General features: G+C 63.8%; 29 protein-coding genes. 14 read left to right on the top strand and 15 right to left on the bottom strand.

The window, feature by feature from the left end:
- The first annotated feature begins 164 nt into the window (after nt 1–164).
- Nucleotides 165–1,016: a tRNA 2-thiocytidine(32) synthetase TtcA gene (gene ttcA, locus ASC75_RS00260; RefSeq protein ID WP_055969008.1), complete on the top strand. Its 852-nt coding sequence runs from the start codon at nt 165–167 to the stop codon at nt 1,014–1,016.
- On the opposite strand, the gene ASC75_RS00255 is transcribed toward ttcA, so the two are convergent.
- The 12 genes from ASC75_RS00255 to purC all read right to left on the bottom strand — a co-directional run bounded on the left by ASC75_RS00255 (nt 1,010) and on the right by purC (nt 9,517).
- Nucleotides 1,010–2,230 carry a multidrug effflux MFS transporter gene (locus tag ASC75_RS00255; RefSeq protein WP_055970574.1) on the bottom strand — a complete coding sequence of 407 codons (1,221 nt, stop codon included), beginning with the start codon at nt 2,228–2,230 and terminating at the stop codon, nt 1,010–1,012. The genes ttcA and ASC75_RS00255 overlap by 7 nt on opposite strands.
- 138 nt (nt 2,231–2,368) lie before the next feature.
- Nucleotides 2,369–2,704 carry a Grx4 family monothiol glutaredoxin gene (gene grxD / locus ASC75_RS00250; protein ID WP_055969006.1) on the bottom strand — a complete coding sequence of 112 codons (336 nt, stop codon included), beginning with the start codon at nt 2,702–2,704 and terminating at the stop codon, nt 2,369–2,371.
- A 150-nt stretch (nt 2,705–2,854) separates the two neighbouring features.
- A complete protein-coding gene (locus ASC75_RS00245; protein ID WP_055969003.1) occupies nt 2,855–3,079 on the bottom strand; it encodes a hypothetical protein in 225 nt (74 codons plus the stop codon).
- A 70-nt stretch (nt 3,080–3,149) separates the two neighbouring features.
- The gene (locus tag ASC75_RS00240) at nt 3,150–3,893 is read right to left on the bottom strand and encodes a class I SAM-dependent methyltransferase (protein ID WP_055969000.1); all 744 of its coding nucleotides are present in this window, start codon (nt 3,891–3,893) and stop codon (nt 3,150–3,152) included.
- A gap of 20 nt (nt 3,894–3,913) precedes the next feature.
- The gene (locus tag ASC75_RS00235; protein ID WP_055968997.1) at nt 3,914–4,147 is read right to left on the bottom strand and encodes a BolA family transcriptional regulator; all 234 of its coding nucleotides are present in this window, start codon (nt 4,145–4,147) and stop codon (nt 3,914–3,916) included.
- 14 nt (nt 4,148–4,161) lie between these two features.
- The gene (purL, locus tag ASC75_RS00230; RefSeq protein WP_055968993.1) at nt 4,162–6,387 is read right to left on the bottom strand and encodes a phosphoribosylformylglycinamidine synthase subunit PurL; all 2,226 of its coding nucleotides are present in this window, start codon (nt 6,385–6,387) and stop codon (nt 4,162–4,164) included.
- Between the two features lie 11 nt (nt 6,388–6,398).
- The gene (locus ASC75_RS00225; protein ID WP_055968990.1) at nt 6,399–7,043 is read right to left on the bottom strand and encodes a Pr6Pr family membrane protein; all 645 of its coding nucleotides are present in this window, start codon (nt 7,041–7,043) and stop codon (nt 6,399–6,401) included.
- A 3-nt stretch (nt 7,044–7,046) separates the two neighbouring features.
- Nucleotides 7,047–7,454 carry a hypothetical protein gene (locus ASC75_RS00220; RefSeq protein WP_055968987.1) on the bottom strand — a complete coding sequence of 136 codons (408 nt, stop codon included), beginning with the start codon at nt 7,452–7,454 and terminating at the stop codon, nt 7,047–7,049.
- A 56-nt stretch (nt 7,455–7,510) separates the two neighbouring features.
- The gene (purQ, locus tag ASC75_RS00215) at nt 7,511–8,185 is read right to left on the bottom strand and encodes a phosphoribosylformylglycinamidine synthase subunit PurQ (protein WP_055968984.1); all 675 of its coding nucleotides are present in this window, start codon (nt 8,183–8,185) and stop codon (nt 7,511–7,513) included.
- Entirely contained in the window at nt 8,182–8,415 is a 234-nt protein-coding gene (locus tag ASC75_RS00210; RefSeq protein WP_055968981.1) for a hypothetical protein, read from the bottom strand. The genes purQ and ASC75_RS00210 overlap by 4 nt, the downstream gene beginning before the upstream one ends.
- Before the next feature lie 19 nt (nt 8,416–8,434).
- Entirely contained in the window at nt 8,435–8,677 is a 243-nt protein-coding gene (gene purS / locus ASC75_RS00205; RefSeq protein WP_055970572.1) for a phosphoribosylformylglycinamidine synthase subunit PurS, read from the bottom strand.
- A 72-nt stretch (nt 8,678–8,749) separates the two neighbouring features.
- Complete coding sequence (gene purC / locus ASC75_RS00200; RefSeq protein ID WP_018427486.1) at nt 8,750–9,517, bottom strand: phosphoribosylaminoimidazolesuccinocarboxamide synthase; 768 nt, start codon at nt 9,515–9,517, stop codon at nt 8,750–8,752.
- Nucleotides 9,518–9,802: 285 nt separating this feature from the next.
- Between purC and ASC75_RS00195 the strand changes: the two genes are divergently transcribed.
- Both ASC75_RS00195 and ASC75_RS00190 read left to right on the top strand, forming a co-directional pair.
- A complete protein-coding gene (locus ASC75_RS00195; protein WP_055968978.1) occupies nt 9,803–10,123 on the top strand; it encodes a DUF1476 domain-containing protein in 321 nt (106 codons plus the stop codon).
- 111 nt (nt 10,124–10,234) lie between these two features.
- Nucleotides 10,235–11,005 (top strand): HpcH/HpaI aldolase/citrate lyase family protein, encoded by a 771-nt coding sequence (locus ASC75_RS00190; RefSeq protein WP_055968975.1) that lies wholly within the window; start codon nt 10,235–10,237, stop codon nt 11,003–11,005.
- 10 nt (nt 11,006–11,015) lie between these two features.
- On the opposite strand, the gene ASC75_RS00185 is transcribed toward ASC75_RS00190, so the two are convergent.
- Both ASC75_RS00185 and rirA read right to left on the bottom strand, forming a co-directional pair.
- Nucleotides 11,016–11,570, bottom strand: a complete 555-nt coding sequence (locus ASC75_RS00185) for an alpha/beta hydrolase (protein ID WP_055970570.1) — start codon at nt 11,568–11,570, stop codon at nt 11,016–11,018.
- Nucleotides 11,571–11,655: 85 nt separating this feature from the next.
- Nucleotides 11,656–12,117 carry an iron-responsive transcriptional regulator RirA gene (gene rirA / locus ASC75_RS00180; RefSeq protein WP_055968972.1) on the bottom strand — a complete coding sequence of 154 codons (462 nt, stop codon included), beginning with the start codon at nt 12,115–12,117 and terminating at the stop codon, nt 11,656–11,658.
- 246 nt (nt 12,118–12,363) lie between these two features.
- Here rirA and ASC75_RS00175 point away from each other — a divergent pair, with 246 nt between their 5' ends.
- The 5 genes from ASC75_RS00175 (at nt 12,364) to ASC75_RS00155 (ending at nt 17,131) form a co-directional block, all read left to right on the top strand.
- On the top strand, nt 12,364–12,936 hold the full coding sequence (locus ASC75_RS00175) for a GNAT family N-acetyltransferase (protein ID WP_055968970.1): 573 nt from the start codon (nt 12,364–12,366) through the stop codon (nt 12,934–12,936).
- Nucleotides 12,937–13,008: 72 nt separating this feature from the next.
- Nucleotides 13,009–14,316 carry a DUF445 domain-containing protein gene (locus ASC75_RS00170; protein ID WP_082496332.1) on the top strand — a complete coding sequence of 436 codons (1,308 nt, stop codon included), beginning with the start codon at nt 13,009–13,011 and terminating at the stop codon, nt 14,314–14,316.
- A gap of 70 nt (nt 14,317–14,386) precedes the next feature.
- Complete coding sequence (gene phaP / locus ASC75_RS00165) at nt 14,387–14,818, top strand: TIGR01841 family phasin (RefSeq protein WP_055968963.1); 432 nt, start codon at nt 14,387–14,389, stop codon at nt 14,816–14,818.
- A gap of 231 nt (nt 14,819–15,049) precedes the next feature.
- A complete protein-coding gene (locus tag ASC75_RS00160; protein WP_055968962.1) occupies nt 15,050–16,558 on the top strand; it encodes an ATP-binding protein in 1,509 nt (502 codons plus the stop codon).
- Between the two features lie 87 nt (nt 16,559–16,645).
- Nucleotides 16,646–17,131 (top strand): MaoC family dehydratase, encoded by a 486-nt coding sequence (locus ASC75_RS00155; protein ID WP_055968959.1) that lies wholly within the window; start codon nt 16,646–16,648, stop codon nt 17,129–17,131.
- 8 nt (nt 17,132–17,139) lie between these two features.
- Here ASC75_RS00155 and ASC75_RS00150 read toward each other — a convergent pair whose 3' ends face one another.
- Complete coding sequence (locus ASC75_RS00150) at nt 17,140–17,835, bottom strand: fumarylacetoacetate hydrolase family protein (RefSeq protein WP_055970568.1); 696 nt, start codon at nt 17,833–17,835, stop codon at nt 17,140–17,142.
- 275 nt (nt 17,836–18,110) lie between these two features.
- On the opposite strand from ASC75_RS00150, the gene ASC75_RS00145 reads away from it, so the two are divergent.
- The 6 genes from ASC75_RS00145 (at nt 18,111) to ASC75_RS00120 (ending at nt 24,358) form a co-directional block, all read left to right on the top strand.
- Nucleotides 18,111–18,611 (top strand): (2Fe-2S)-binding protein, encoded by a 501-nt coding sequence (locus tag ASC75_RS00145; RefSeq protein WP_055968957.1) that lies wholly within the window; start codon nt 18,111–18,113, stop codon nt 18,609–18,611.
- Between the two features lie 127 nt (nt 18,612–18,738).
- Nucleotides 18,739–21,090 (top strand): xanthine dehydrogenase family protein molybdopterin-binding subunit, encoded by a 2,352-nt coding sequence (locus ASC75_RS00140; RefSeq protein ID WP_055968954.1) that lies wholly within the window; start codon nt 18,739–18,741, stop codon nt 21,088–21,090.
- A gap of 110 nt (nt 21,091–21,200) precedes the next feature.
- Nucleotides 21,201–21,998, top strand: coding sequence for a xanthine dehydrogenase family protein subunit M (locus ASC75_RS00135; RefSeq protein WP_055968949.1), 798 nt, complete (start codon nt 21,201–21,203; stop codon nt 21,996–21,998).
- A gap of 68 nt (nt 21,999–22,066) precedes the next feature.
- Nucleotides 22,067–22,420, top strand: a complete 354-nt coding sequence (locus ASC75_RS00130; protein WP_055968948.1) for a VOC family protein — start codon at nt 22,067–22,069, stop codon at nt 22,418–22,420.
- Between the two features lie 118 nt (nt 22,421–22,538).
- A complete protein-coding gene (locus tag ASC75_RS00125; protein ID WP_055968946.1) occupies nt 22,539–23,681 on the top strand; it encodes an alpha-hydroxy acid oxidase in 1,143 nt (380 codons plus the stop codon).
- A 191-nt stretch (nt 23,682–23,872) separates the two neighbouring features.
- Nucleotides 23,873–24,358 (top strand): sigma-70 family RNA polymerase sigma factor, encoded by a 486-nt coding sequence (locus tag ASC75_RS00120; protein WP_210309402.1) that lies wholly within the window; start codon nt 23,873–23,875, stop codon nt 24,356–24,358.
- Nucleotides 24,359–24,439: the final 81 nt, after the last annotated feature.

Raw genomic sequence — 24,439 nt, 5'->3', positions numbered from 1 at the left:
CGAGAAAGCCACGAACAGCGAGGGCGGCCGGCGACGGCCGCTCCGTTCGTCTGGGCTGCATGCCTGCGGCACGTCTTGCGCCGCAGGCGTTTTTGCGAAATATCCCCTTCAATAGCGTATGCCGCCATGACGGCATCGCATCAGATATTGAAGGACGACCCCCGATGGGCATTCACGAACAGGACGCGCTCGCCGAGCCGGAAGGGCCTTCCTTTCCGCTCTACCGTGACGCGCCGTCCTCGGTGGAGTTCAACAAGCTGCGCAAGCGCCTGTTGCGACTGACCCGCCAGGCGATCGAGGACTATGCCATGGCACGGCCCGGCGAGCGCTGGCTGGTGGCATTGTCGGGTGGCAAGGACTCCTACGGGCTGCTGGCGGTCCTGCTTGATCTCAAATGGCGTGGCCTGCTACCGGTTGACCTGCTCGCCTGCAACCTCGACCAGGGCCAGCCGAACTTCCCCAAGAACGTGCTGCCGGACTATCTCAACGCCAATGGCATCGCCCACCGCATCGAGTATCGCGACACCTATTCCATTGTCACCGACAAGCTCTCGGAGGGCAGCACCTATTGCTCGCTGTGCTCGCGGCTCCGGCGCGGCCATCTCTACCGCATCGCGCGGGAGGAGGGCTGTTCGTCGCTGGTGCTCGGCCACCACCGCGAGGACATCCTCGAGACCTTCTTCATGAACATGTTCCATGGCGGCCGCCTTGCCGCCATGCCGCCCAAGCTGCTCAACGACGAGGGCGATGTCACGGTGCTGCGGCCGCTCGCCTTCTGCGCCGAGGCCGACATGGCGAAATTCGCCGATGGCATGAAGTTCCCGATCATCCCGTGCGACCTGTGCGGCAGCCAGGAAGGGCTGCAGCGCAATGCCATGAAGGCGATGCTCGACGACATCGAAAAGCGCATGCCGGGCCGCAAGGACACGATGCTGCGGGCGCTTGCCAATACGCGCCCGTCGCATCTGCTCGACCGCAAGCTGTTCAACTTTGCGGGCCTGTCGCCGGCTCAGTGAACCTCGGTCACTACCGGCTTGACGTCGTGCTGGCCGCGGAACAGCTTGCCGCGTTCGGCGATGAGCACCATCACCAGCCCAAGTGCGGCGACGCCGCAGAACCCGGCTGCCAGGGGCATGGTCGTGCCATCGAACGACTGGCCGATCGCGGCGCCGATCAGGCCGCCACCCATCGTCTGCATGAAGCCCTGGACCGATGAGGCCGTGCCGGCGATATGGCCGAGCGGCTCCATGGCGATCGAATTGAAGTTCGAGCCGATCCAGCCGAACTGGAACATCGCCAGCGCAAACAGCACGATGAAGACCGGGAACGGCACCGGTCCCGTCAGCGACCAGGCGAACCAGACAGCGCTGACCAACAGGAAGCCGATCAAGGCGCCATGCGACAGCCGCCGCATGCCGAGCCGAACCACCAGCCGCGAATTGAGGAACGACGACAGCGACATCATGCCGGCAATGGCGGCGAAGACGACCGGGAACCAGACGCCAAGGCCGTAAATGCCGACATAGACCTGCTGTGCCGAATTGATGAAGCCGAACAGCGCCCCGAAGACGATCATCGAGGCGAGCGTGTACCAAAGCGACATGCGCGTGGTCAGCACGGTGCGGAAGCCCTGTGCCACCGACAGCAAGGACAGTGGCCGCCGGTCTTCGGGATGCATGGTTTCCGGCAGGCGGATCGCCGCCCACAACATGATGGCCATTGCCGAAAGCGCCATGACGATGAAGATCATGTGCCATTCGGCAAACAGCATGATCACCTGGCCGATCCCCGGCGCAATGACCGGAACGATCATGAACACCATGAAGACAAGCGACATGATCTCGGCCATCTGGCGCCCGCCGAAGCGGTCGCGGATGACGGAAACCGCGATCACGCGGGTCGATGCCGCACCGACGCCCTGGATGAAGCGCAGGGCGAGCAAGGTCTCGAAGGTCGGGGCGAAGGCTGCGGCGAAGGCAGCGAGCACGTAGATGCCGAGGCCGAACATCAGCGGCGCACGGCGGCCGAAGCGGTCCGAGATCGGGCCATAGCCGAGCAGCGCCAGCGCCAGGCCGGCGAAATAGGCGGTGACCACATATTGCCGGTGGTTTTCGTTTTCGACGCCGAGGCTGGCGCCGATTTCCTGCAGGCCGGGCAGCATGATGTCGATGGCCAGCGCGTTCACGGCCATCAGGGCTGCGGCGAGGGCGATGAATTCCCAACGCGGAATCGCGAATGCGCCCTGCTGGGCGCTCGGGGAGACTTTCTGTTCCATTCTGGAATCCGATTCAAACGGAAATGCGCCGGCAAGCCGGCGCATTTGCCACAAATGGGACCCCGGAACAGGCCGGAGCCGGTACTTTTTAGGTCAGGCGGCGCCCTTGACGCTGACGCCCTTCTCCTGAAGGAACGACTGCAATTCGCCGGCCTGGAACATCTCGCGGATGATGTCGCAGCCGCCTACGAACTCGCCCTTGACGTAAAGCTGCGGGATCGTCGGCCAGTTGGAATAGTCCTTGATGCCCTGGCGAAGCTCGTTCGAGGTCAGGACGTTGACGCCCTTGTAGTCGACACCGAGATAATCGAGGATCTGGACGACCTGGCCGGAAAAGCCGCATTGCGGAAAGCCGGGCGTGCCCTTCATGAAGACCACGACATCCTGGCTCTTCACTTCGCTATCGATGTATTCGTTCATTCCGCTCATGGCGCCCTAAACCTCAATCTGGCCGGAGTGACGTACCGGCATGTTCGCTAGACTGCTAGCACTTGCCACTATGTGGTTGCAACTGTCGGGCTTTCCAAGCGGTTTGTCGACCCGAAAACCGGACTGCGGCGTTGCGGACAGTTCTGGCGCCTAGGTGCGGCGCCGAACCTTCGATCTCGACCGTACGGTGCGCTTGCGGCTCGTCTGCTTCTTGGCTGGCCTCAAAAGCTTCTCGATCTGGCGCAGTGTCGCCGAACTGGTCGACGTCGTGCGCTTGCGCCTGCGGGTACGCTTGGACGTGCCTGTGGTCTTCTTCAGTATGTCCTTCAGCGCACCGTCGACGACGCCTTCGACAAGATCGGAAATGAAGGACATGGGCTGGCTCGCAGGTTTTCGGATCGCTGTGGCCGATGAATAGGAGACCATTCGGCCGATGTCGAGATGGCTATTTGATCGCCCGCACGCAGATGAAGGCAGGCGAGAAGCTCAATTCTCGGAAATGCTCGGGATCTACCGCTTCCATTTCAGCCAAAGGCAGCGGCTCGACAAAGCGATCGAGCCGCCACCCGGCGTCGGCCAGTCCATTCAGAATGTCCTGCAACGGGCGCCGGTAGGATTCGACATATGGGTTGGGGGCGCCGAAACCGCCCCAATGCAGGCCCCACAGATTGGTCGCGAAGTAGTTGGCGTCGCCGCGGCTGCGCGGATCGGTCCAATCGCGCATCGGGTGGCCCATTGAAAAGACGAGGTGCGCGCCCTGGCGTGCGACGCGATGAAACTCGGAGAAAACCGGTGCGAGGTCGCGCACATAGTCCAGCGCCAGCGAACACAGGATCGCGTCGGCGCTGTTGCTGGCGAGCCAATCGAGCGGCTTACTCAAGTCGCCCTCACGGATATCGACGTCGAGGCCGGCGCAACGCTTCCGGGCCAAACCGAGCATTTCGGGCGTGATGTCGAAGGCGCGGACGCGGGCGCCACCGCGTGCCAGTTTCTCGGAGCAGATGCCGGAGCCACAGCCGGCGTCGATCACATCGCGCCCGGCAACGTCGCCCAGAAGCGAAAGCGACGCCGGGCGCTCGTAGAGCGCGTTGTGCGGCTTGGTCGGCGCGGCAGCGTCATATCGCTCCGCGAAGGAGGCATAGGCGCGCCGCGCGATCTCGCTATCGGGAGAGCTTGGGCGGCGCGACATGTCGGCAAGGCCCGGGGGCCTTACTCCGGAATGCTGGTCTGCAGGGCGAGCGCGTGCAGCACGCCGCCCATGTTGCCCTTCAGCGCGTCGTAGACCATCTGGTGCTGCTGCACGCGGCTCTTGCCGCGGAAACTTTCGGACACCACCTCGGCGGCATAGTGGTCGCCATCGCCGGCGAGGTCGCGGATGGTTACCTTGGCGTCCGGAATGCCTTCCTTGATCAGTTTTTCGATGTCGTGGGCATCCATTGCCATGTCGGTATTCCTACTCAGTTATTCATGAACCGAGGGAACCAGGATTCGTGAGCCGAGGTCAACTCGTCCACGCTCACGGCCCGTGCTTCGCCCAGCTTCAGGTCCTTGCCGCCGGTCGTTCCGATCCACGGAGCGTGGATGCCGAGCGCCTTGGCTTCATTCCACAACTCCTGCATGCCGGCCGACTTCGGGTCAAGCTTGACGGTGACCAGGTAGCGGCCCTGGTCCTCGCCGAAGAACACCGGGATCGGGTTGGTGCCGCTGAGGCCGGGAACCGTGGCGCCGATGCCGGAGGACATCGCCATCTCGGCAAGTGCCACGGCCAGGCCGCCGTCGGAGAGGTCGTGCACGGCCGTTGCCGTGCCGTTGCGGATCAGCTTGCGCACGAAGTCACCGACCTTCTTCTCGTGCTCGAGGTCGACGGCGGGCGCGGGGCCGTCGGTGCGGCCGTGAATGTCGCGCATGTAGATCGACTGCGCGAGGTGGCTGCCCCACTGGGCGGGGCCACCAACCAGAAGGATCACTTCGCCCTCGCTGGCGAAGCAGGCCTTCGCCATCTTCGACCAGTCGTCGATCAGGCCGACGCCGCCGATGGTCGGGGTGGGCAGGATGCCCTGGCCATTGGTCTCGTTGTAGAGCGAGACGTTGCCCGAGACGATCGGGAAGCCGAGGGCGCGGCAGGCGTCGCCGATTCCGGTGACGGCCTTGACGAACTGGCCCATGATCTCGGGGCGCTCGGGATTGCCGAAATTGAGGTTGTCGGTGGCGGCAAGCGGCAGCGCGCCGGTCGCGGTCAGGTTGCGCCAGCATTCGGCGACCGCCTGCTTGCCGCCTTCATAAGGATCGGCCTCGCAATAGCGCGGCGTCACGTCCGACGAAAACGCCAGCGCCTTGGTGGCATGGCCCTCGACACGAACCACGCCGGCGTCGCCGCCCGGCCGCTGCAGCGAGTTGCCCTGGATCATGGTGTCGTACTGCTCGTAGACCCAGCGCCGCGACGACAGGTCGGGGCCGCCGAGCATCTTGAGCAGAGCGTCGGCCACGTCGGCCTGCGGAACGTCGTCCACCGCCAGCGGCCCGCGCTTGGCCGGCTCGACCCAGGGGCGGTCGTATTCAGGCGCCTCGTCGCCGAGTTCCTTGATGGGCAGGTTGGCGACTTCGACACCCTGGTGCAGGACGCGGAAGCGCAGGTCGTCGGTGGTCTTGCCGACGATGGCGAAGTCGAGGCCCCACTTGACGAAGATCGCCTCGGCTTCCTGTTCCTTCTCGGGCCGCAGCACCATGAGCATGCGCTCCTGGCTTTCCGACAGCATCATCTCGTAGGCGCTCATACGCTCTTCGCGCACTGGCACCTTGTCGAGGTCGAGCTCGATGCCGAGGTCGCCCTTGGCGCCCATCTCGACGGCAGAGCAGGTCAGGCCGGCGGCGCCCATGTCCTGGATGGCGATGACGGCGCCCGAGGCCATCAGTTCGAGGCAGGCTTCGAGCAGGCACTTTTCGGTGAACGGATCGCCGACCTGCACGGTCGGACGCTTCTCGTCGATCTTGTCGTCGAACTCGGCCGACGCCATGGTCGCGCCGCCGACACCGTCACGGCCGGTCTTGGCGCCGAGATAGACGACGGGCAGGCCAACGCCCTTGGCCTGCGAGAGGAAGATGCCATCGGTCTTGGCGAGGCCAGCGGCAAAGGCGTTGACCAGGATGTTGCCGTTGTAGCGCGCATCGAAATTGACTTCGCCGCCGACGGTCGGCACACCGAAGGCATTGCCGTAGCCGCCGACGCCGGCAACCACGCCCGACACCAGGTGGCGGGTCTTGGGGTGGTCGGGCGCGCCGAAGCGCAGGGCGTTCATCGAGGCGACGGGGCGGGCGCCCATGGTGAAGACGTCGCGCAGGATGCCGCCGACACCGGTCGCAGCACCCTGGTATGGCTCAATGAAGGAGGGGTGGTTGTGGCTCTCCATCTTGAAGACGACGCAGTCACCGTCGCCGATGTCGACCACGCCGGCGTTTTCGCCGGGGCCCTGGATGACGACGTCGCCCTTGGTCGGGAGCGTGCGCAGCCACTTCTTCGACGATTTGTAGGAGCAGTGCTCGTTCCACATCGCCGAGAAGATGCCGAGCTCGGTGAAGCTCGGCTCGCGCCCGACAAGGTCGAGGATGCGCTGGTATTCGTCCGGCTTGAGCCCATGCGAGGCGATGAGTTCGCCGGTGATCTTCACGTCGTTCTGAATGGTCATCGGTTTTCCCGTCAGTTCGGCCTTGCGGCCTTCCTAAAGCTTGAAATGCCGTGGTCCGCAATAACCGCGATGACGCACAGCACAAGAAACAGCAGGGTCATCGTCAGCGCCGACAGCGCGACGCTCGTTGCACCCTTGGTGGCGATGTCGAGGAACGGGTAGGGAACCTCGCCCGCAATAGGCGCCCGTGCCAGGGCATAGATAAGATAGAGCAGCGGATAGGCAACCCAATAGGGGATGTCGCTCCACCTGGTCGAGCCATCCGCACCGGCGGCCAGCCACCATGCGAGATAGAGGGTCGGCGCGACGTAGTGCAGCAGCACGTCGCAGAGCAGGAACAGGCCCTCGGGCTGCCAGAGTGGCGCGAGGATCGTGGCATAGACGATCATCACCAGCGCAATGGCGACGGCCACGCCGCCGCGGGCCCGCGCACTGGAAAACAGGCCGAGCAGCCCGGATTTCGCATCGCGCGATGCGGCCAGATACACCAAGACGACGCCGATATTGGTCAGGATGGTGAAGAAGCTGAAATAGAACAGGACCGATCCGAGCACGGTGCGGCCGGCGGCAATCGACGCGGGCATGGTGATGGCAAACTGCAGCGCCAGGCCGACCAGACCGATCGCCAGACCCGCAAGTTGCAGCGGCCGTGCCATGCCTCAGGCGGTTCCGCCGCAGGAGGCGTCGCCGGTGCGCCAGCGATTGATGTCGGAGCCGATGCGGGCGCCGAGCGCTTCGTCCATCAGCGGGCCGAACACCTCGACCTGGCTGGAGGCGCCGCGCGCCTGCACGACCAGCAGCGGGCGGGCGCCATACTGCTTGGCCGGCACCAGCAGGAAGCGCGGCGTGCCGCCGAAATTGTTGAGCTCATTGGCCATCTGGTACTTCTTGAAGGCCGGGTCCTTGCTGGCGAACCAGCATTTATGGGCGGCGATCGCCACCTGTTCCATCGAGCGAAGCGACGCGCTCTTGCCCGAGCCCGAGGGGGCTGGCGTCTTCGGGCCCGAATTACAGGCGGCCAGGCCGATGACAGCGGCTGTTGCCGCCAGAATCCGGAGTGACTTCATTCGCCGATGCCCGCCTTTGCAGTGGATGACTGGAGAGAATGCCGGACGCTTGCCGCTCAGGCCGCCTTGGAAAGGCCGAGCGCGCTTTCGAACAAGGCACGGCCATCTTCGCCGCCATGCGCCGCCTCGATCAGGTTTTCGGGGTGCGGCATCAGGCCGAGCACGTTGCCCTTGTCGTTGACGATGCCGGCAATGTCGTTGATCGAGCCGTTCGGGTTGGTGCCCTCGGCGTAGCGGAACACCACCTGGCCGCTGCCCTCGATGCGCTTCAGCGTCTCGGGATCGGCGAAATAATTGCCATCGTGATGCGCCACAGGGCAGCGGATGATCTGGCCGGCCGCGTAGTTGCGGGTGAAGGCGGTGTTTGCGTTGGCGACCTCGAGCTTCACTTCGCGGCAGACGAATTTGAGCGAGGTGTTGCGCATCAGCGCGCCGGGCAAAAGTCCGGCTTCGACCAGGATCTGGAAGCCGTTGCAGACACCCACCACCTGCACGCCCTTGGCGGCCTTTTCGGCCACCGCACGCAGCACCGGCATGCGGGCCGCGATCGCGCCGCAGCGCAGATAGTCGCCGAAGGAGAAGCCGCCCGGAATGGCGATCAGGTCGACATCGGGAATCTCGGTGTCCGTCTGCCAGACGGTGACGGGAGCCTTGCCGGAAATCTTGGTCAGCGCCGCAATCATGTCGCGGTCGCGGTTGAGGCCGGGGAGGAGGACGACAGCTGATTTCATTTCGGTTCGTAAGGCCTCTGGGGTTCGGCGAGTTCACGCAATTCTAAGCGCCGCTCGATGCGTTCGAGCCGTTCGTCGTGACGATCCAGTCTGCGGTTCACGCCAGCCAGCGCTTCTTCCGCACCTGTCATGCGTCGTTTGATCTCCTGGAGGTCGAACTTCATTTCCGAGAGATCGCCGTGAACGCGCTTCAAAAGCTCGTACATCAGCTCGTTGGTGACTTCAGGCACGTGGCCCTCCGGTGCAACCTCAGATAAGCGTCACACTATAATTCTCAATCACCGTGTTCGCCAGAAGCTTCTCGCACATGGCGTTGAGGTCGGCTTCCGCCTTCGCCTTGTCGGCGCCGTCGATTTCGACGTCGAAGACCTTGCCCTGGCGTACCGAGCCGACGCCGCCAAAGCCGAGGCCGTCGAGCGCATGTTCGATCGCCTTGCCTTGCGGGTCGAGCACGCCGTTCTTGAGGGTGACGGTGACGCGGGCCTTGATCACGGGCATTTCACTCCGGGGTCGAATTGGAAAACAGTCGGGCGCGAAGTTACTCGCGCCCGTGCTTGGATCTGGTCAGTGCTTGACGAGAACCGGCCCGGTAGGGCGGGGCGTCTCGTTCTCGTTCATGATGCCGAGGCGACGTGCCACTTCCTGGTAAGCCTCGACCAGTCCGCCCATGTCACGGCGGAAACGGTCCTTGTCGAGCTTGTCTTGGGTGGCGACGTCCCACAGGCGGCAGCTGTCCGGCGAAATCTCGTCGGCAACCACGATGCGCATCATGTCGCCTTCGAACAGGCGGCCGCATTCGATCTTGAAATCGACGAGCTGGATGCCGACGCCCATGAACAGGCCGGAGAGGAAGTCGTTGACGCGGATGGCGAGCGCCATGATGTCGTCGATTTCCTGCGGGCTTGCCCAACCGAAGGCGGTGATGTGCTCTTCCGAGACCATCGGATCGTCCAGTGCATCGGCCTTGTAGTAGAACTCGATGATCGAGCGCGGCAGCACGGTGCCTTCCTCGATCCCCAGGCGCTTGGCCAGCGAGCCGGCGGCGACGTTGCGCACCACAACTTCGAGCGGGATGATCTCGACTTCCTTGATCAGCTGCTCGCGCATGTTGAGCCGGCGGATGAAGTGGGTCGGAATGCCCATGCGGTTCAGGTGGTTGAAGATGTGCTCGGAAATGCGGTTGTTGAGCACGCCCTTGCCGTCGACGACCTCATGCTTCTTCTTGTTGAAGGCGGTGGCATCGTCCTTGAAAAACTGGATCAGGGTACCCGGCTCGGGGCCTTCATAAAGGATCTTGGCCTTGCCTTCGTAGATGCGGCGGCGACTCTTCATTTGATTGTTTCTCTGGTTGGAAGGGTGGACGGCAAGCTACCGGTCCCTTTCTCACGCCGCAAAGCCGCGGCGGCTGTGGGTTTCAGGGCGGTCTCTACCTCAATCGGTGCCATTGCTCAATCATCATTTCCGGCCAATTAACGCCTTTTGCTGCGGAAATGCCGCACCATGGCGCTAAACGGAGCAAAAGAGGGATATTGACCGCGCCTCGGCCTTTTGGTTTGAGGAAGACGATATCATATGCACCGGAAGTCGAATCGATTTCCCACTCCCTGGAGGACTGCCATGAGCAACATGAAGGACCGCGAAGAAGGTTTTGAGCGCAAGTTCGTCTTCGACGAGGAGCTGCGTTTCAAGGCGAATGCGCGGCGCAACAAGGCGCTCGGCCTCTGGGCTGCCGAAAAGCTTGGCAAGTCGGGTGCCGATGCAGACGCTTATGCGAAGGAAGTGGTCGTTTCCGACATCGAGGAAGCCGGCGACCATGACGTGTTCCGCAAGATCCGCGCCGACTTCGACGCCGCCGGCGTCGACCAGTCCGACCATCAGATCCGCCGCACCATGGACGAACTGATGGCTCAGGCGATCGAGCAGGTCAAGAACACCTGATTTTCCAGGCCTTGCCGGACTGGACCAACGAACCGCCCGGATTCCGGGCGGTTTTTGTTTGCGACTCCGGTCGCTTCCGGGTGAAATGACGCCCGACACGGAGAGAGAATAATGTCGCTTGCCGAGAGACTGCACGCCAACGAGACCATCATCACCGCCTGGTCGGGCGTGCCGGATGCGCTGACGGTCGAGATACTTGCCGGGCAGGGGTTCGATGCGGTCACCCTCGACATGCAGCACGGCGGCCACAACGAAGACAGTGTGCTGCGCTCGCTTGCGCCAGTCCTGCGCGCCAACAAGCATGCAATCGTCCGGGTTCCGGTTGGCCGCTTCGACATGGCAAGCCGTGCGCTCGACTTCGGCGCCGAGGCTGTCATCGCGCCGATGGTCAATTCGGTGGAAGACGCACAGCGCTTCGCGGCGGCGATGAAGTATCCGCCATTGGGCGAGCGCTCCTGGGGGCCGACCTTCGCTGCGCCCCGCGCAGGCAGCAAGGACCCGGTCAAGTGGCTCAGGGAGAGCAACGCTCGCACCGTATCATTTGCAATGGTCGAGACCCATGCCGCGGTCGCGGCGCTTGACGGCATCCTGTCGACCCCTGGCATCGATGGCATCTTTGTCGGCCCTGGCGACTTTTCCATCGCCTGGTCCAAGGGCGAGACGATCAACGGCACGCTCGAAGGCATGATGGAGACGGTGGCTGCAATCGCCAAGCGGACGCGCGCCGCCGGCAAGCATGCCGCTATCTATGTCACCGATCCGAAGATCGCTGGACGCTTCGTCGAGATGGGCTTCCAACTGCTTGCCACAGGCTCGGAACACCAGTTGATCTCAGCCGGCGCCGCAGGCCTGCTGGCCGATCTCAGGAAATCGCTCGGCTGACGAGCGCCCGTCAGCCTTCCAGGCGCGACAGGAACTGCGCAAACACCATCGATCCCTCCGGCCACGGCCCGTGGCCGGAATCCGAATTGATGTGACCGGATTCGCCCGCATCGACGAACAGCGAACCCCAGGCGGCGGCGATGTCTTCCGCAACGTCGTGGGCGCAATAGGGATCGTTGCGGCTGGCGATCACCACGGACGGAAACGGCAAAGGGTCGCGCGGATAGGGGCCGAACGTTATCAGGTGCTTTGGCTTCATAGCCGGGTTGGAAACATCCGGCGGGGCAACGAAAAATCCGCCCGCGACGCGCTTCTTGAAGCCTGGAATGGCATGGATCACCGTCGGTATGCCCAGCGAATGGGCAACGAGCACGACCGGCCGCTCGGCGGCGTTCACGGCATCGATGACCTTGGCCGTCCAGTCCTCGCGCACCGGCTTGGACCATTCGTCCTGCTCGACACGGCGCGCAGTCGACAGCTTTTCCTCCCAACGGCTTTGCCAGTGGGTGGGCCCGGAACTGGTGTATCCGGGGACGATGATGATGTCGGCGTCCTTGACTTTCATGCCGCGCATGTAGCGACGCGGCTGCCCCGGCGCAACCACCACGAAGCGCCTTCGTGTGGCCGGGGCTTGCGATATCGGTGTCGAGCTAGCCGGCCAGGGCGCGGGGCGGAGTGAAATCGATGCCCAACAGATCGCGCATGTTGGGACGCGCAGCGACCAGATCCGCGATCGTGTAGCGGCCAAGGACTTCGAAAAACGCATTCAGCGCTTCGCGAAGCGCCGAATTGAGCCCGCAACTGTCGACCAGCGGGCATTCGGCTGCGTCACTTTCAAAGCACTCCGCCATGGCGAAGCTCTCTTCGGTGACGCGCACCACATCGAAAAGCGATATCTGGTCGGCTGGCTTGGCCAGCCGCACGCCGCCATTGCGGCCGCGGACGGTTTCCACCAGCTTGGCCTCGACCAGAGGCTGGAGGATCTTGAACAGAAACAGCTCCGACACCGTGTAGGCGGCTGCGATCTCTGGGACACGGCTCAGCCGGCCCTCATTGGCCGCGCAATACATCAGGATGCGCATGGCGTAGTTGGTCTGGCGGGTAAGACGCATTGGTGATTCCTCGCTGTGGCGCGGACAGGCTTCTTATATGGCCTACACCTTAGAACAATTCCAGACAAGCGATGTCAACAAATCTGGACAGGAAACATCAGGTAACTGCAATTGCGGCCCCGCACCGGACGCAGGCCAGCCTTGCATTCCTGACCGGGCTCACGGGTTGAAGTTATTGCTGCATGGCACAATATTGCCGATGTCGGGAGTCGAAGACTCTGGGGAGGAACCCATGAGGACTACGACATGGAACAGATCAAGCAAGCTCAACGGCCGCTGACGGGGATCATCCGCCAGCTCAGGCCATCCGATCTGCCCCGCTTTGCCGAACATCTGCTGAGACTTGACGCGCAGAGCCGCCGCGACCGCTTCAACGGCCTGACCGACGACGGCTTTCTCCGCTCCTATGCCGATCGCAGCTTCCACCAGGGGGTGATTGTCATCGCCTATGTCGAGGGTGACAAGGTTTTGGGCGCGGCCGAACTGCATGAACGCCCGGAGGAGCGCGAGCCCACGGCCGAGATCGCGTTCAGCGTCGAGAGCCAGTTGCAGCACAGGGGGATCGGCGGGCGCCTGTTCCGGCGGATCATCGCCCAGGCGAAGGGGCTGGGCTACACCCGGTTGCAGGTGACGACACACGCCAACAATTCCGCGATGAGGGCCTTGGCCCGTCGCTTCAATGCCAAGCTGAGTTTCGCGCAGGGCGAGACCAACGGCATCATCGAACTCGACGCGGACGGAGCGGCCGATCCCGATATGGGCTTTCTCGCGCCGGCAGACTTCGGACGCCGCAAGGTCGGCAAGGCCATCGCCGCCTAGGTTCGCTTTTCGAATTGAAGCGGTGAGAGGCTGTGCCGATATAGTCCCTGTGACGAACAGGGAAGGCGACCGATGTCCTCACCGCAAAGCCAGGCCCTTCCGGCCGGCATGACACCTTCCGCCAAAGCCGTCGATGCCGAAAAGCTGGCAGCGCTGCGCAGGACCAAGTTTCTGGCGACTGCCGCCCTGGTCGTGTGCGTGTGCGTGTTCGCGATCGCAAAGTCGCTGCAGGGACGCTGGCCCTGGCTTGGCTTTGTCGCCGCCTTCGCCGAGGCGGCCACCATAGGCGGGCTGGCGGATTGGTACGCCGTCGTTGCCCTGTTCAAGCGGCCGCTTGGGTTGCCGATACCGCATACGGCCATCATCCCCTCCAACCAGAACCGGATCGCCGAAAATCTCGGCCGCTTCATCGAGGCCAACTTTCTGGCGCCCGAGCCGGTGCGGCAGAAGCTGAAGGAGGTGGATTTCGCAGCCCTCGTCGCCGACTGGCTGTCGGATCGCAGCCGGGCGGAGGGGCTGTCGCGTTTCGTCGGCCGGCTGGTCCCGCAGATGCTCCAGGCGATCGAAGGCTCCGGGCTGCGCGAATTCGCCACGCGCCGCATGCTCGATCGCCTCGGCAAGATTGATGTGGCGCCGTTGGCGGCGGAGCTGCTGTCGGCTTTCACGGATGATCGCCGGCACCAGCGCATGCTGGACGAGTTCACCAAGATCATCGGCAATTTCCTGAGCGACGAGCAGGCGCTGGCCGTGCTGCGCGAAAAGATCAGGGAGGAGCTGCCTTCCGTCTTCAACCTGTTCCGTGCCGACGCCTATCTGCTCAAGCGCATCGTCGCGTCCGCAGCCACCTTGCTGGAGGAGGTCCGGGCCGATCCCGATCATCCGCTGCGCGGCGAGTTCGACCGCTTTGTCCATGGCTTCATCGATCAGCTTCGCCATTCGCCCGATTATGCCAAGCGCGCCGAACAGCTGAAGCGCAATTTCCTCGCCCGTCCCGAACTGCGCGGACTGGCCCTCGACGTGTGGAGGAGCATGCGCGGTTTCATCGAGCAGGATGTGGCATCGCCGGACTCGATGACGCGAAAGCACTTGACCAACCTGTTCGTCGAGGTCGGCCAGAACCTGGCGCGTGATCCGCAGATTCGCGCCGACATGAACACCGGTTTCGTGGTCGCGCTTGCGTCTTTCGTCGAGAGCCAGAAAAGCGGCGTCTCGGGCTTCATTGCCGAACAGGTCAGGCGCTGGGACCTTGGCCAACTGACCCGGCTGATGGAGATCAACATCGGCCGCGACCTGCAGTATATCCGTTTCAACGGCATGCTGATCGGCGGCCTTGCGGGCCTTGCGCTCTATTCCGCCGAACTGCTCTTGCTGGCGAATTGACCAAGCCCGCGGCTTGTCTATTCTGGCCTTGCGACCTCCGGGACGGTCCGGAGCCAAATGGGAGCGAGCCATGGCCAAGAAGCCGGAACCTGAATCCTTCATGGACATGTTTTCGAAGTTCGGCCGCGATCTGAAAATGCCCGCGGTCGATGTCGACGACATCGTCAGCCATCACCGCAAGAATCTTGAGGCGCTGGAAAAATCGGTGAAGGCAGGTGCTTCGGGGGCTTCGTCGCTGATCGCCAAGCAGCGCGAGATGATCCAGAGCGCATTGCAGGAGGTGACCGAGGCCGCCCAAGGATTGCGGGCGCCGGGCAATCCGCAGGAAATGCTCGGCAAGCAGGCCGATTTCGCCAGGCGATCATTCGAGGCCGCGCTCAAGAATGCCGGCGAGGTTGCCGACATCGTGCGCAAGTCGGGCTCGGAATCGGTCGAGATCCTGCGCGAGCGCATTCACGAGTCGATGCAGGAGATCCGCGACAGCTACGACAAGAAGAAGTAGCTTTTCCAGGCTGGATCCTGGCGCGCCGACGGCCCACCTCTGTTGTGGGTTTCGCAAGACGGGCCGCGCATTGCCGGCCCTCGGATGCTAAGGAAGGCAGATCACCATTGGAACGCAGTGCGTCCGTCCGGATGCACAAATGCGTCTTAACGCATTGAATCTGCCTGTTGTGCCTGCCGGGAATCAGGTTTGATTCGCGGCTCGCGCGGCAGGATTCGACCGGGGAAAAGGATGAAGGTAGGCATCGAGATGGGGGCGGCGTCCGGCGGGACGAAGGCTCAGCTTGATCTCGAAGAGTTGCTGGCGACCCGATTGCTGGTCCAAGGCAATTCGGGCTCGGGGAAGTCGCATCTCCTGCGCCGCCTGCTCGAACAGAGCGCGCCCTGGGTGCAGCAGTGCATCATCGATCCCGAAGGCGATTTCGTCACCCTTGCCGATCGCTTCGGCCATGTTGTCGTCGACGCCCAGCGCACCGAGGCAGAACTCACCCGCATCGCCGGCCGTATCCGCCAGCATCGCGTTTCCGTCGTGCTCAACCTCGAAGGCCTCGATGTCGAGCAGCAGATGCGCGGCGCGGCCGCGTTTCTCAACGGCATGTTCGATGCCGAGCGTGACTTCTGGTATCCCGTGCTCGTGGTCGTCGACGAGGCGCAGCTGTTCGCGCCGGCGGTGGCCGGCGAGGTGTCCGACGAGGCGCGCAAGATCTCGCTGGGTGCCATGACCAACCTGATGTGCCGCGGCCGCAAGCGCGGACTGGCCGGTGTCATCGCCACGCAGCGCCTGGCAAAACTCGCCAAGAACGTTGCCGCCGAAGCGTCCAATTTCCTGATGGGCCGCACCTTCCTCGACATCGACATGGCCCGCGCCGCCGACCTGCTCGGCATGGAGCGTCGGCAGGCGGAGATGTTCCGCGACCTGGCGCGCGGCAATTTCGTGGCGCTCGGACCGGCGATGTCGCGCCGGCCCCTTCCTGTCGCCATCGGTCCCGTCGAAACGTCGGCACGTTCGGTCAGCCCCAAGCTGATGCCGCTGCCCGATGCCAGCGACGACACGCGCGAGCTGATTTTCGCACCCGCTCCACTGGAAGCGCGTCACCCGGTGCGGCGTCCGCCGCCGCCAACACCGACGCCGACGGCCGACATCATCGCCCAGCTTTCGCAGGTGCGCGCCGAGGCATCGGCGCCTGTCGCCGAGCCGATTTTCCCCCTGTTCGACGAAGCCGAGCGCGAGGCGCTGATCGACACCATCGTGCGCGAGATGGTCGAGGACCCGGATGCTGCGTTCCGTACCGACGCCGTGCTCTACCAGGACTTTCTGGTCCGCTGCCGCATCAAGCGCGTGCAGGGCGAAGCGCCTGCATTGTCGGTCTTCCGCCGCCGCTACGCGGTGGCACGGTCTGGCATCGACGAGGAGACGGCATCGAGCGACACCTGGCAGCAGGCGCTTGGCATGTCCGCCGCTTTGCCCGAAGACCTGCAAGCGGTTTTCCTTATCGTAGCCCAGGCGGCGGTGAAGGGTGCGCCTTGCCCGTCGGACGCAGCCATCGCGCACGCCTATGGCAGCCATTCGGCCCGCCGGGCGCGGCGTCTGCTCACCTATTTCGAGGAGCAGGGGCTGGTTGTCGTGCGCACCGACTTCCACGGCAAGCGCTCGGTGGCTTTTCCCGAACTCGGCTGCGAAACTGCCCTGGGCGACCCTGAGAGGACTGACGACGTCGCCGAACGCGAGGCGGCCGAATAGCCTCGGCGGGGCCTGCCAAAGGTTGACAAGAGCTCTCCGTTCATGGTCCCCCACAGGCAAGGTGTTGCCGGACACGGGGGAGGAAGCGTGTCGAAACCCATCGAAACCTATGAGGAACTGCGCGCGAAGATCGGGCAGGAACTCGGCGTTTCCGACTGGCTGGTCGTCGACCAGGGCCGCATCGACGGCTTTGCCGAATCCACCGGCGACCGCCAGTGGATCCATGTCGACCCCGAGCGCGCGCGCCGCCAGAGCCCGTTTCGCACGACAATCGCCCATGGCTTCCTGACGCTGTCGATGATCGGGGCGTTCATCCAGGACATGGGCGTCATTCCCGTCCATACCCAGGCTGCCTTCAACTATGGCCTCGACAAGGTGCGCTTCGTGGCACCGGTAAAGGTCGGCTCGCGGGTGCGCATGCGCTCGGTGCTGATATCGATGGAAGACAAGGGGCCGGGGCAATATCTGGTCAAGGGTGAAAACACCATCGAGATCGAGGGCGAGGCCAAGCCGGCGCTCGTCGCCGAGACGCTGATCATGCTCTATGAGGGGCGCAAGAAGCCGACGGCCTGAACTGCTGCCTACCGTGCTGCGATCGAAATCGCGATTTCGCCGACACCATCGACGCCGCCGGTGATGCGGTCGCCGGTGCCGACCGCGCCGACGCCGGCCGGCGTGCCGGTGAAGATCAGGTCGCCGGCCTTCAGTTCGATCGATTGGCTGCAGATGGCGATGATCTCCGGTACAGACCAGATCATGTCGGCGAGGTCGCCCTGCTGCCTGGTCTCGCCATTGACGGCAAGCCAGATGCGGCCTTTCGTCGGGTGGCCGATCTCGGATGCGCGGACGAGCGGCTCGCATGGCGCTGAGCGGTCGAAGCCCTTGGCCCAGTCCCAAGGGCGGCCAAGCTTCTTGGCCGTGTCCTGCAGGTCGCGACGGGTCAAGTCGATGCCCGTGGCATAGCCCCAGACGTGATCCAGCGCATCCTTGGTGTCGATGTCGGAACCGCCGCGGCCGACGGCGACCACCAGTTCGATCTCATGATGCAGGTCGTTGGTGAGCGGCGGATAGGGGATCGTGGCGCCGCCATCGACCACGGCGTCGGCCGGCTTGCCGAAGAAGAAGGGCGGCTCGCGATCCGGGTCGCTGCCCATTTCGCGCGCATGCGCAGCATAGTTGCGGCCGACGCAGAAGATGCGCCGGACCGGAAAGCGTTCGGCTGATCCCGAGACGGCGACAGAAGCCGGTTCGGACGGGGCGAATGCGAAAGCGGCCAAGGTCAGCCTCCCATCGATGTGATGCAGGCTTTTGGCATGATCCGACCGCGCATTCCACTTCCAATCGACATCCGTGGTGTCTGCCGTTGCTGGCCTGGCCAAGTCGTCGCAAGTGGTGCCGGCAGCAAAACCAGCTGCATTTTCTTCGCTGGCATGCACGCAATGCGTGTCTGGACCCAAAAAGCCGCTTGCAGCCTTAATTTGCGGGGATAGGATTTGGCCACCTGACGGGTGCGGGGTCTGCCTGGCCGGTCGCGGCAACAGTGGGAGGTTTCATGTCGGAGGTATCTTTGGTCGTCAATGGCCGAAAGGTCAGCGGCGCGGTGGAGGACCGCACGCTTCTAGTCCATTTCCTGCGCGAGCATCTGGGCCTGACCGGCACCCATGTCGGGTGCGACACGTCACAATGCGGCGCCTGCGTCGTCCATGTCGACGGCAAGGCGATGAAATCCTGCACCATGCTTGCAGCGCAGGCCTCCGGGTCGACCATCACCACCATCGAGGGGCTCGCCAACGGCGCCGACCTGCATCCGGTCCAGGCCGCGTTCAAGGAGCATCATGGCCTGCAATGCGGTTTCTGTACGCCGGGCATGATCATGACCGCGACCGACATGATCCGCCGGCATCCCGAAGGGCTCGACGAAGCCACCGTACGCGCGGAACTCGAAGGCAACATCTGCCGCTGCACCGGCTACCACAACATCGTCAAGGCGATCCTCGCCGCTTCGAAGACGATGTCGAAGGCGTCCAGGAGCAAGGCGAAGAAGGCGGCGTGAGAAGATGAGCGAATAGGGAATAGCGAGTAGCGAGTAGGGGTTTTGCCCCACCGCTGCCGTCACCACTTTCCCACCATTCGCTACTCACTATTCGCTATTCGCTTTTTCAGGTTCGGGAGGAATTGAAATGGGAATCGAAGGTATCGGCGCGCGGGTGGCGCGCAAGGAAGACAAAAGGTTCATCACCGGCGCAGGGCGCTATGTCGACGACATGGTCGTGCCCGGCATGAAGCACGCGGCCTTCGTGCGCAGCCCGCACGCCCATGCCGACATCAAGAAGATCGACGTCAAGGCGGCGGAAGCCATGCCGGGCGTGATCGGCGTGCTCACCGGCAAGCAGCTCAAGGCTGACGGCATCGGCAACCTGATCTGCGGCTGGATGATCCATTCCAAGGACGGCTCGCCGATGAAGATGGGCGCATGGTCGCCGCTGGCGGTCGACCGGGTGCGCTATGTCGGCGACGCCGTCGTCATCGTGGTGGCCGAAACCAAGGGCCAGGCGCGCGATGCCGCGGAAGCCGTCGAGATCACCTACAAGGAGCGCAAGTCGGTGTCGGATGCCGTCGAGGCGATGGGCAAGGGCGCGCCGCAGCTCCATCCCGAGGCGGATGGCAACCTGATCTTCGACTGGGGCATCGGCGATGCCGCAGCGGCCGATGCGGCGCTCAAGTCCGCCGCCCATGTCACGCGCGTCGAGATCGTCAACAACCGCCTGGTTCCCAATGCGATGGAACCGCGGGCTGCCCTCGGACACTACGACAAGGCCGAGGATCACTACACCTGCTGGACGACGTCGCAGAATCCGCATGTTGCCCGCCTGGTGATGAGCGCGTTCTACAATGTTGCGCCGGAGAACAAGCTGCGCGTCATCGCGCCGGACGTCGGCGGCGGCTTCGGCTCCAAGATCTATATCTATCCCGAAGAGATCGTCTGCCTGTGGGCCTCGAAGCGGACCGGCGTGCCGGTCAAATGGGTGGCCGATCGGACCGAGAGCTTCCTGACCGACGCGCATGGCCGCGACCACCACACCACCGTCGAGATGGGCTTCGACAAGAACAACAAGATCGTCGGACTGAAGGTCGACACGATCGCCAATCTCGGCGCCTACATGTCGCTGTTTTCCTCGGCGACGCCGACCTATCTCTACGCGACGCTGCTGTCGGGCCAGTACAACATCCCTGCGATCTACGGCAATGTGCGCACGGTCTACACCAATACCGCACCAGTGGATGCCTATCGCGGGGCAGGGCGACCCGAGGCAACCTACGTGGTCGAGCGCACGATGGAGATCGCCGCGCGCGAGCTGGGCGTGTCGCCGGCCGAGCTCAGGCGCAGCAACTTCGTCACGCAGTTCCCCCACCAGACGCCAGTCATCATGTGCTATGACGCCGGCGACTACGGCGCCTCGCTCGATGCGGCGATGAAGCAGGCCGACTATGCCGGCTTTGCCAAGCGCAAGTCGGCGGCAGCCAAGAAGGGCAAGGTGCGTGGCATCGGCATGAGCTGCTACATCGAGGCCTGCGGCATTGCGCCGTCGGCTGCGGTGGGCAGTCTTGGAGCGGGTGTGGGCTTGTGGGAGTCCGCCGAGGTGCGCGTCAACGCAGTCGGCACCATCGAGGTCCTGACCGGCTCGCACAGCCATGGCCAGGGCCACGAGACGACGTTCGCCCAGCTCGTCAATTCGCGTTTCGGCGTGCCGCTCGACTCGGTGTCGATCGTTCACGGCGACACCGACAAGGTGCAGATGGGCATGGGCACCTATGGCTCGCGTTCTGGCGCCGTCGGCATGTCGGCGATCGTCAAGGCGCTCGACAAGGTCGAGGCCAAGGCCAAGAAGATCGCGGCACACCTGCTCGAGGCCGACGAGGGCGACATCGTCATCGAGAACGGTGCGCTGAAGGTTGCCGGCACCGACAAGAACGTGCCGTGGTTCCAGATGGCGCTTGCCGCCTACACCGCGCACAATCTGCCGGCAGGCATGGAGCCCGGACTGAAGGAGACGGCGTTCTACGACCCGTCGAACTTCACCTTCCCGGCGGGCTGCTACATCTGCGAGGTCGAGATCGATCCCGAAACGGGCAAGACCGACATCGTGCAGTTCGTCGCCGCCGACGATTTCGGCAACATCATCAATCCGATGATCGTCGAAGGGCAGGTACATGGCGGTATCGCGCAGGGCGTCGGCCAGGCGCTGCTGGAAGGGGCTGTCTATGACGGCAGCGGGCAGCTTCTGACGGCAAGCTATATGGACTACACCATGCCGCGCGCCGACGACCTGCCGTCGTTCCAGATTTCGACGTCGAACACGCCTTGTCCTGGCAATCCGCTCGGCATCAAGGGTTGTGGCGAGGCCGGCGCCATCGGTTCGCCGCCGGCGGTCATCAACGCCATCACCGACGCGCTCGGCCACGAAAACCTGACCATGCCGGCGACCCCGAGTAAGGTCTGGGCGGCACTGCGCGCCGGCACGAAGCACTGAGAGAAGCGAATAGGGAATAGGGAGTAGCGAATAGGGAAGTAGAAAGCGGATGCGAACTGCTCGCTATTCGCTATGCCCTGTTCGCTCTTTCCCCCAAGGGAGAAAGACACATGTATTCCGTCAACTATCATCGCGCCACCTCGGTCGCGGATGCCGTCAAGAAGATCAAGACCGGTGACGCCAAGTACCTTTCTGGCGGCATGACGCTGATCCCGGCGATGAAGACCCGGCTCGCGGCACCGTCGGACCTGGTCGACCTGAACCACATTGCCGACCTCAAGGGCATCAAGGTCTCGGGCAAGAACGTCACCATAGGTGCCGCGACGACGCATTTCGACGTCGCCAACGACGAGAAGCTGATGAAGGTCTGCCCGGCGCTTTGCGCGCTTGCCAGCCATATCGGCGACCCGGCGGTCAGGCACCGCGGCACGATCGGCGGCTCCGTCGCCAACAACGATCCGGCCGCCGATTATCCCTCGGCGCTGCTGGCGCTGGGGGCGACGGTGGTCACCAACAAGCGGCAGATCGCGGCCGACAAGTTCTTCAAGGGCCTGTTCGAAACCGCGCTCAAGGACGACGAGGTCGTCACCGCCGTCACCTTCACCGCACCGGCCAAGGCCGGCTACGCAAAATTCCCCAACCCCGCGTCGCGCTACGCCATGACCGGCGTCTTCGTGACCAAGGGCAAGGAAGGCGTGCGGGCCGCAGTGACCGGGGCAGGCGACGACGGCGTGTTCCGCTCCAGGGAGATCGAGGCGGCGCTGGCCAAGAAGTTCGAGGCGTCGGCACTCGAGGGCGTTTCGGTGCCGTCGAAGAACCTGATGGCCGATATGCACGCTTCGCCCGAATACCGCGCCAACCTGGTGGTGGTGATGGCCAAGCGCGCGGTCATGGCGGCCAACGCCTGATTGCGAACAATCACGAAGTGCCAGAAGGGGCCATCGGGCCCCTTTTGATTTCAGAAAGGGCTCATGCCATGACCGTTCGTCGCATCGTCGCCAATCTCCACGCAGCCGACCCGAGGGCGGCACAGACGTTCTACGGCGAATTGCTCGGGCTCGATGTCCTTATGGATCACGGCTGGATCCTGACCTTCGGTGCCGGTGGTACGATGATGCCGCAACTCGGCGTTGCCAGCGAGGGCGGGCAGGGCGCGCCGGTGCCGGTGCTTTCGATCGAGGTCGATGATGTCGACGAGCTCTATCGACGGGTGAAGGCTGCGGGGCATGAGATCGTCTACGATCTTGCCGACGAGCCCTGGGGCGTGAGGCGATTTTTCGTCCGCGACCCGCTCGGCAACATCATCAATATCCTCGATCATGCGGCATAGAGCGAAAGTCTGCGACATCCGGACGAACATCTTGCCGGTCGGCCCTTGGCATCGGTCGCGAAGGCGGCTTACATGCCGCAGCCTGTCGCAACTCATCAGCATCCTGGAGCATAGTGGAATGGCGCGTCCGATAACCTCGATCGCCGACCTTCGCGCAATCGCCAAGCGCCGCGTGCCCCGCATGTTCTACGACTATTGCGATTCCGGCGCCTGGACCGAAAGCACCTATCGCGAGAACGAGAGCGACTTCGTGCCGATCAAGCTGCGCCAGCGCGTCGCCGTCGACATGCGCAACCGCACGCTCGAAACGACGATGGTCGGCGAGACGGTATCGATGCCGGTGGCCATCGCGCCGACCGGGCTCACCGGCATGCAGCACGCCGACGGCGAGATCCATGCCGCGCGGGCTGCCGAGAAGGCGGGCATTCCGTTCACGCTGTCGACGATGAGCATCTGCTCGATCGAGGACGTCGCCGAGAACACAAGCAAGCCGTTCTGGTTCCAGCTCTATGTGATGCGGGATCGCGAGTTCGTCATGAACCTCATTCGCCGCGCCAAGGCAGCCAAATGCTCGGCGCTGGTGCTGACGCTCGATCTGCAGATCCTCGGGCAGCGCCACAAGGATGTCGTCAACGGCCTGTCGACGCCGCCGCGCATGACGATCCCGAACATCATCAACCTGGCGACCAAGCCGCGCTGGTGCTTGAACATGCTGCGCACCAACCGCCGCACGTTCCGAAACATTGCCGGCCATGCCAAGGGTGTCACCGACCTGCGCTCGCTGTCGTCGTGGACGGCCGAACAGTTCGACCCGGCGCTGAGCTGGGACGACGTCAAGTGGATCAAGGACCAGTGGGGCGGCAAGCTCATCCTCAAGGGCATTCTCGATCCCGAAGACGCGGAGAAGGCAGCGGCGAGCGGAGCGGACGCGCTGATCGTGTCCAACCATGGTGGCCGCCAGCTCGACGGCGCGATATCCTCGATCTCGGCGCTGTCGGCGATCGTCGACGCCGTCGGCGACCGCATAGAGGTGCTGATGGATGGCGGCATCCGCTCCGGCCAGGACGTGATCAAGGCCGTGGCCCTGGGCGCCAAGGGCGTGTTCATCGGCCGTTCGTTCCTGTACGGCCTTGGCGCCGGCGGCGAGGCGGGGGTGACCACCTGTCTCGACATCATCCGCAAGGAGCTCGACATCACCATGGCCTTCTGCGGCCTGCGCGACATCAAGGACGTCGACGGCCGCATCATCGCGCGGCGCTGAGCGCGGAGCACGAGGCACCATTTCGCTTGCAGAACGGAGGCTCGAGGCCTGCACTTGAGCCGCGCCGACAATTCCAATATGGATCTCGGCTGAGTAGCCCGAAGCCATCTCACGCATGAATCTGAAAATTCCAAACCGGCACCCGATGTGCTGCCGGCAGGGTCATTCGAGTGGGCTATTCGGACAACAGCTTGAGCATCTACCGCGCCCACCGCGTCGAACTCGTCGATTATGCAACGGCGATCGTCGGCGATCGCGCACGCGGCGAAGACGTCGTCCAGGAGGCGTTTCTCCGTCTTGATGCCGCTAGCGCCGGCCGCACGCTGGACGAGCCGGTCGGCTATCTCCGCCGCATCATCCGCAATCTCGCGATCGACTGGATACGACGCCGATCCGTCGAGGGCAGGCATGTCGCCGATAGTGCGGATGTCGAGGCAGTCGCGGAGGATCGGCCATCGCAGGAGGACGTGCTTGCCTACCGCGACGAACTGCGTGTCGTCATGGAAGCCATGGCGGAGCTGCCGGAGCGCACGCGCATTGCACTCGAAATGCACCGGTTCGAGGGTTTCAAGCTGAAGGACATCGCAGCGCATCTCGGCATTTCGGTCGGGCTTGCGCATGCGCTTGTCTATCAGGGGCTCGAGCATTGCCGGAAGCGACTAGCCGATGAAGCCTGATCGTTGCCGCCTGTTGAAAATCCGGCCCCGTCAAACGTCCATTCCTAGAGGCCTCGTTGAAGGCCAATCATCGGCGGAAAT

Source organism: Aminobacter sp. DSM 101952 (assembly GCF_001424795.1).
Lineage (GTDB): Bacteria > Pseudomonadota > Alphaproteobacteria > Rhizobiales > Rhizobiaceae > Aminobacter > Aminobacter aganoensis.
This window is presented reverse-complemented; position numbering and strand designations above follow the sequence as displayed.

Coding starts and splice junctions, on each gene's coding strand:
- ttcA (WP_055969008.1), top strand. CDS start 165: ATGGGCATTCACGAACAGGACGCGCTCGCCGAGCCGGAAGGGCCTTCC.
- grxD (WP_055969006.1), bottom strand. CDS start 2,704: ATGAGCGGAATGAACGAATACATCGATAGCGAAGTGAAGAGCCAGGAT.
- ASC75_RS00245 (WP_055969003.1), bottom strand. CDS start 3,079: ATGTCCTTCATTTCCGATCTTGTCGAAGGCGTCGTCGACGGTGCGCTG.
- ASC75_RS00240 (WP_055969000.1), bottom strand. CDS start 3,893: ATGTCGCGCCGCCCAAGCTCTCCCGATAGCGAGATCGCGCGGCGCGCC.
- ASC75_RS00235 (WP_055968997.1), bottom strand. CDS start 4,147: ATGGCAATGGATGCCCACGACATCGAAAAACTGATCAAGGAAGGCATT.
- purL (WP_055968993.1), bottom strand. CDS start 6,387: ATGACCATTCAGAACGACGTGAAGATCACCGGCGAACTCATCGCCTCG.
- ASC75_RS00225 (WP_055968990.1), bottom strand. CDS start 7,043: ATGGCACGGCCGCTGCAACTTGCGGGTCTGGCGATCGGTCTGGTCGGC.
- ASC75_RS00220 (WP_055968987.1), bottom strand. CDS start 7,454: ATGAAGTCACTCCGGATTCTGGCGGCAACAGCCGCTGTCATCGGCCTG.
- purQ (WP_055968984.1), bottom strand. CDS start 8,185: ATGAAATCAGCTGTCGTCCTCCTCCCCGGCCTCAACCGCGACCGCGAC.
- purC (WP_018427486.1), bottom strand. CDS start 9,517: ATGAAGAGTCGCCGCCGCATCTACGAAGGCAAGGCCAAGATCCTTTAT.
- ASC75_RS00195 (WP_055968978.1), top strand. CDS start 9,803: ATGAGCAACATGAAGGACCGCGAAGAAGGTTTTGAGCGCAAGTTCGTC.
- ASC75_RS00190 (WP_055968975.1), top strand. CDS start 10,235: ATGTCGCTTGCCGAGAGACTGCACGCCAACGAGACCATCATCACCGCC.
- ASC75_RS00185 (WP_055970570.1), bottom strand. CDS start 11,570: ATGAAAGTCAAGGACGCCGACATCATCATCGTCCCCGGATACACCAGT.
- rirA (WP_055968972.1), bottom strand. CDS start 12,117: ATGCGTCTTACCCGCCAGACCAACTACGCCATGCGCATCCTGATGTAT.
- ASC75_RS00175 (WP_055968970.1), top strand. CDS start 12,364: ATGGAACAGATCAAGCAAGCTCAACGGCCGCTGACGGGGATCATCCGC.
- ASC75_RS00170 (WP_082496332.1), top strand. CDS start 13,009: ATGTCCTCACCGCAAAGCCAGGCCCTTCCGGCCGGCATGACACCTTCC.
- phaP (WP_055968963.1), top strand. CDS start 14,387: ATGGCCAAGAAGCCGGAACCTGAATCCTTCATGGACATGTTTTCGAAG.
- ASC75_RS00160 (WP_055968962.1), top strand. CDS start 15,050: ATGAAGGTAGGCATCGAGATGGGGGCGGCGTCCGGCGGGACGAAGGCT.
- ASC75_RS00145 (WP_055968957.1), top strand. CDS start 18,111: ATGTCGGAGGTATCTTTGGTCGTCAATGGCCGAAAGGTCAGCGGCGCG.
- ASC75_RS00140 (WP_055968954.1), top strand. CDS start 18,739: ATGGGAATCGAAGGTATCGGCGCGCGGGTGGCGCGCAAGGAAGACAAA.
- ASC75_RS00135 (WP_055968949.1), top strand. CDS start 21,201: ATGTATTCCGTCAACTATCATCGCGCCACCTCGGTCGCGGATGCCGTC.
- ASC75_RS00130 (WP_055968948.1), top strand. CDS start 22,067: ATGACCGTTCGTCGCATCGTCGCCAATCTCCACGCAGCCGACCCGAGG.
- ASC75_RS00125 (WP_055968946.1), top strand. CDS start 22,539: ATGGCGCGTCCGATAACCTCGATCGCCGACCTTCGCGCAATCGCCAAG.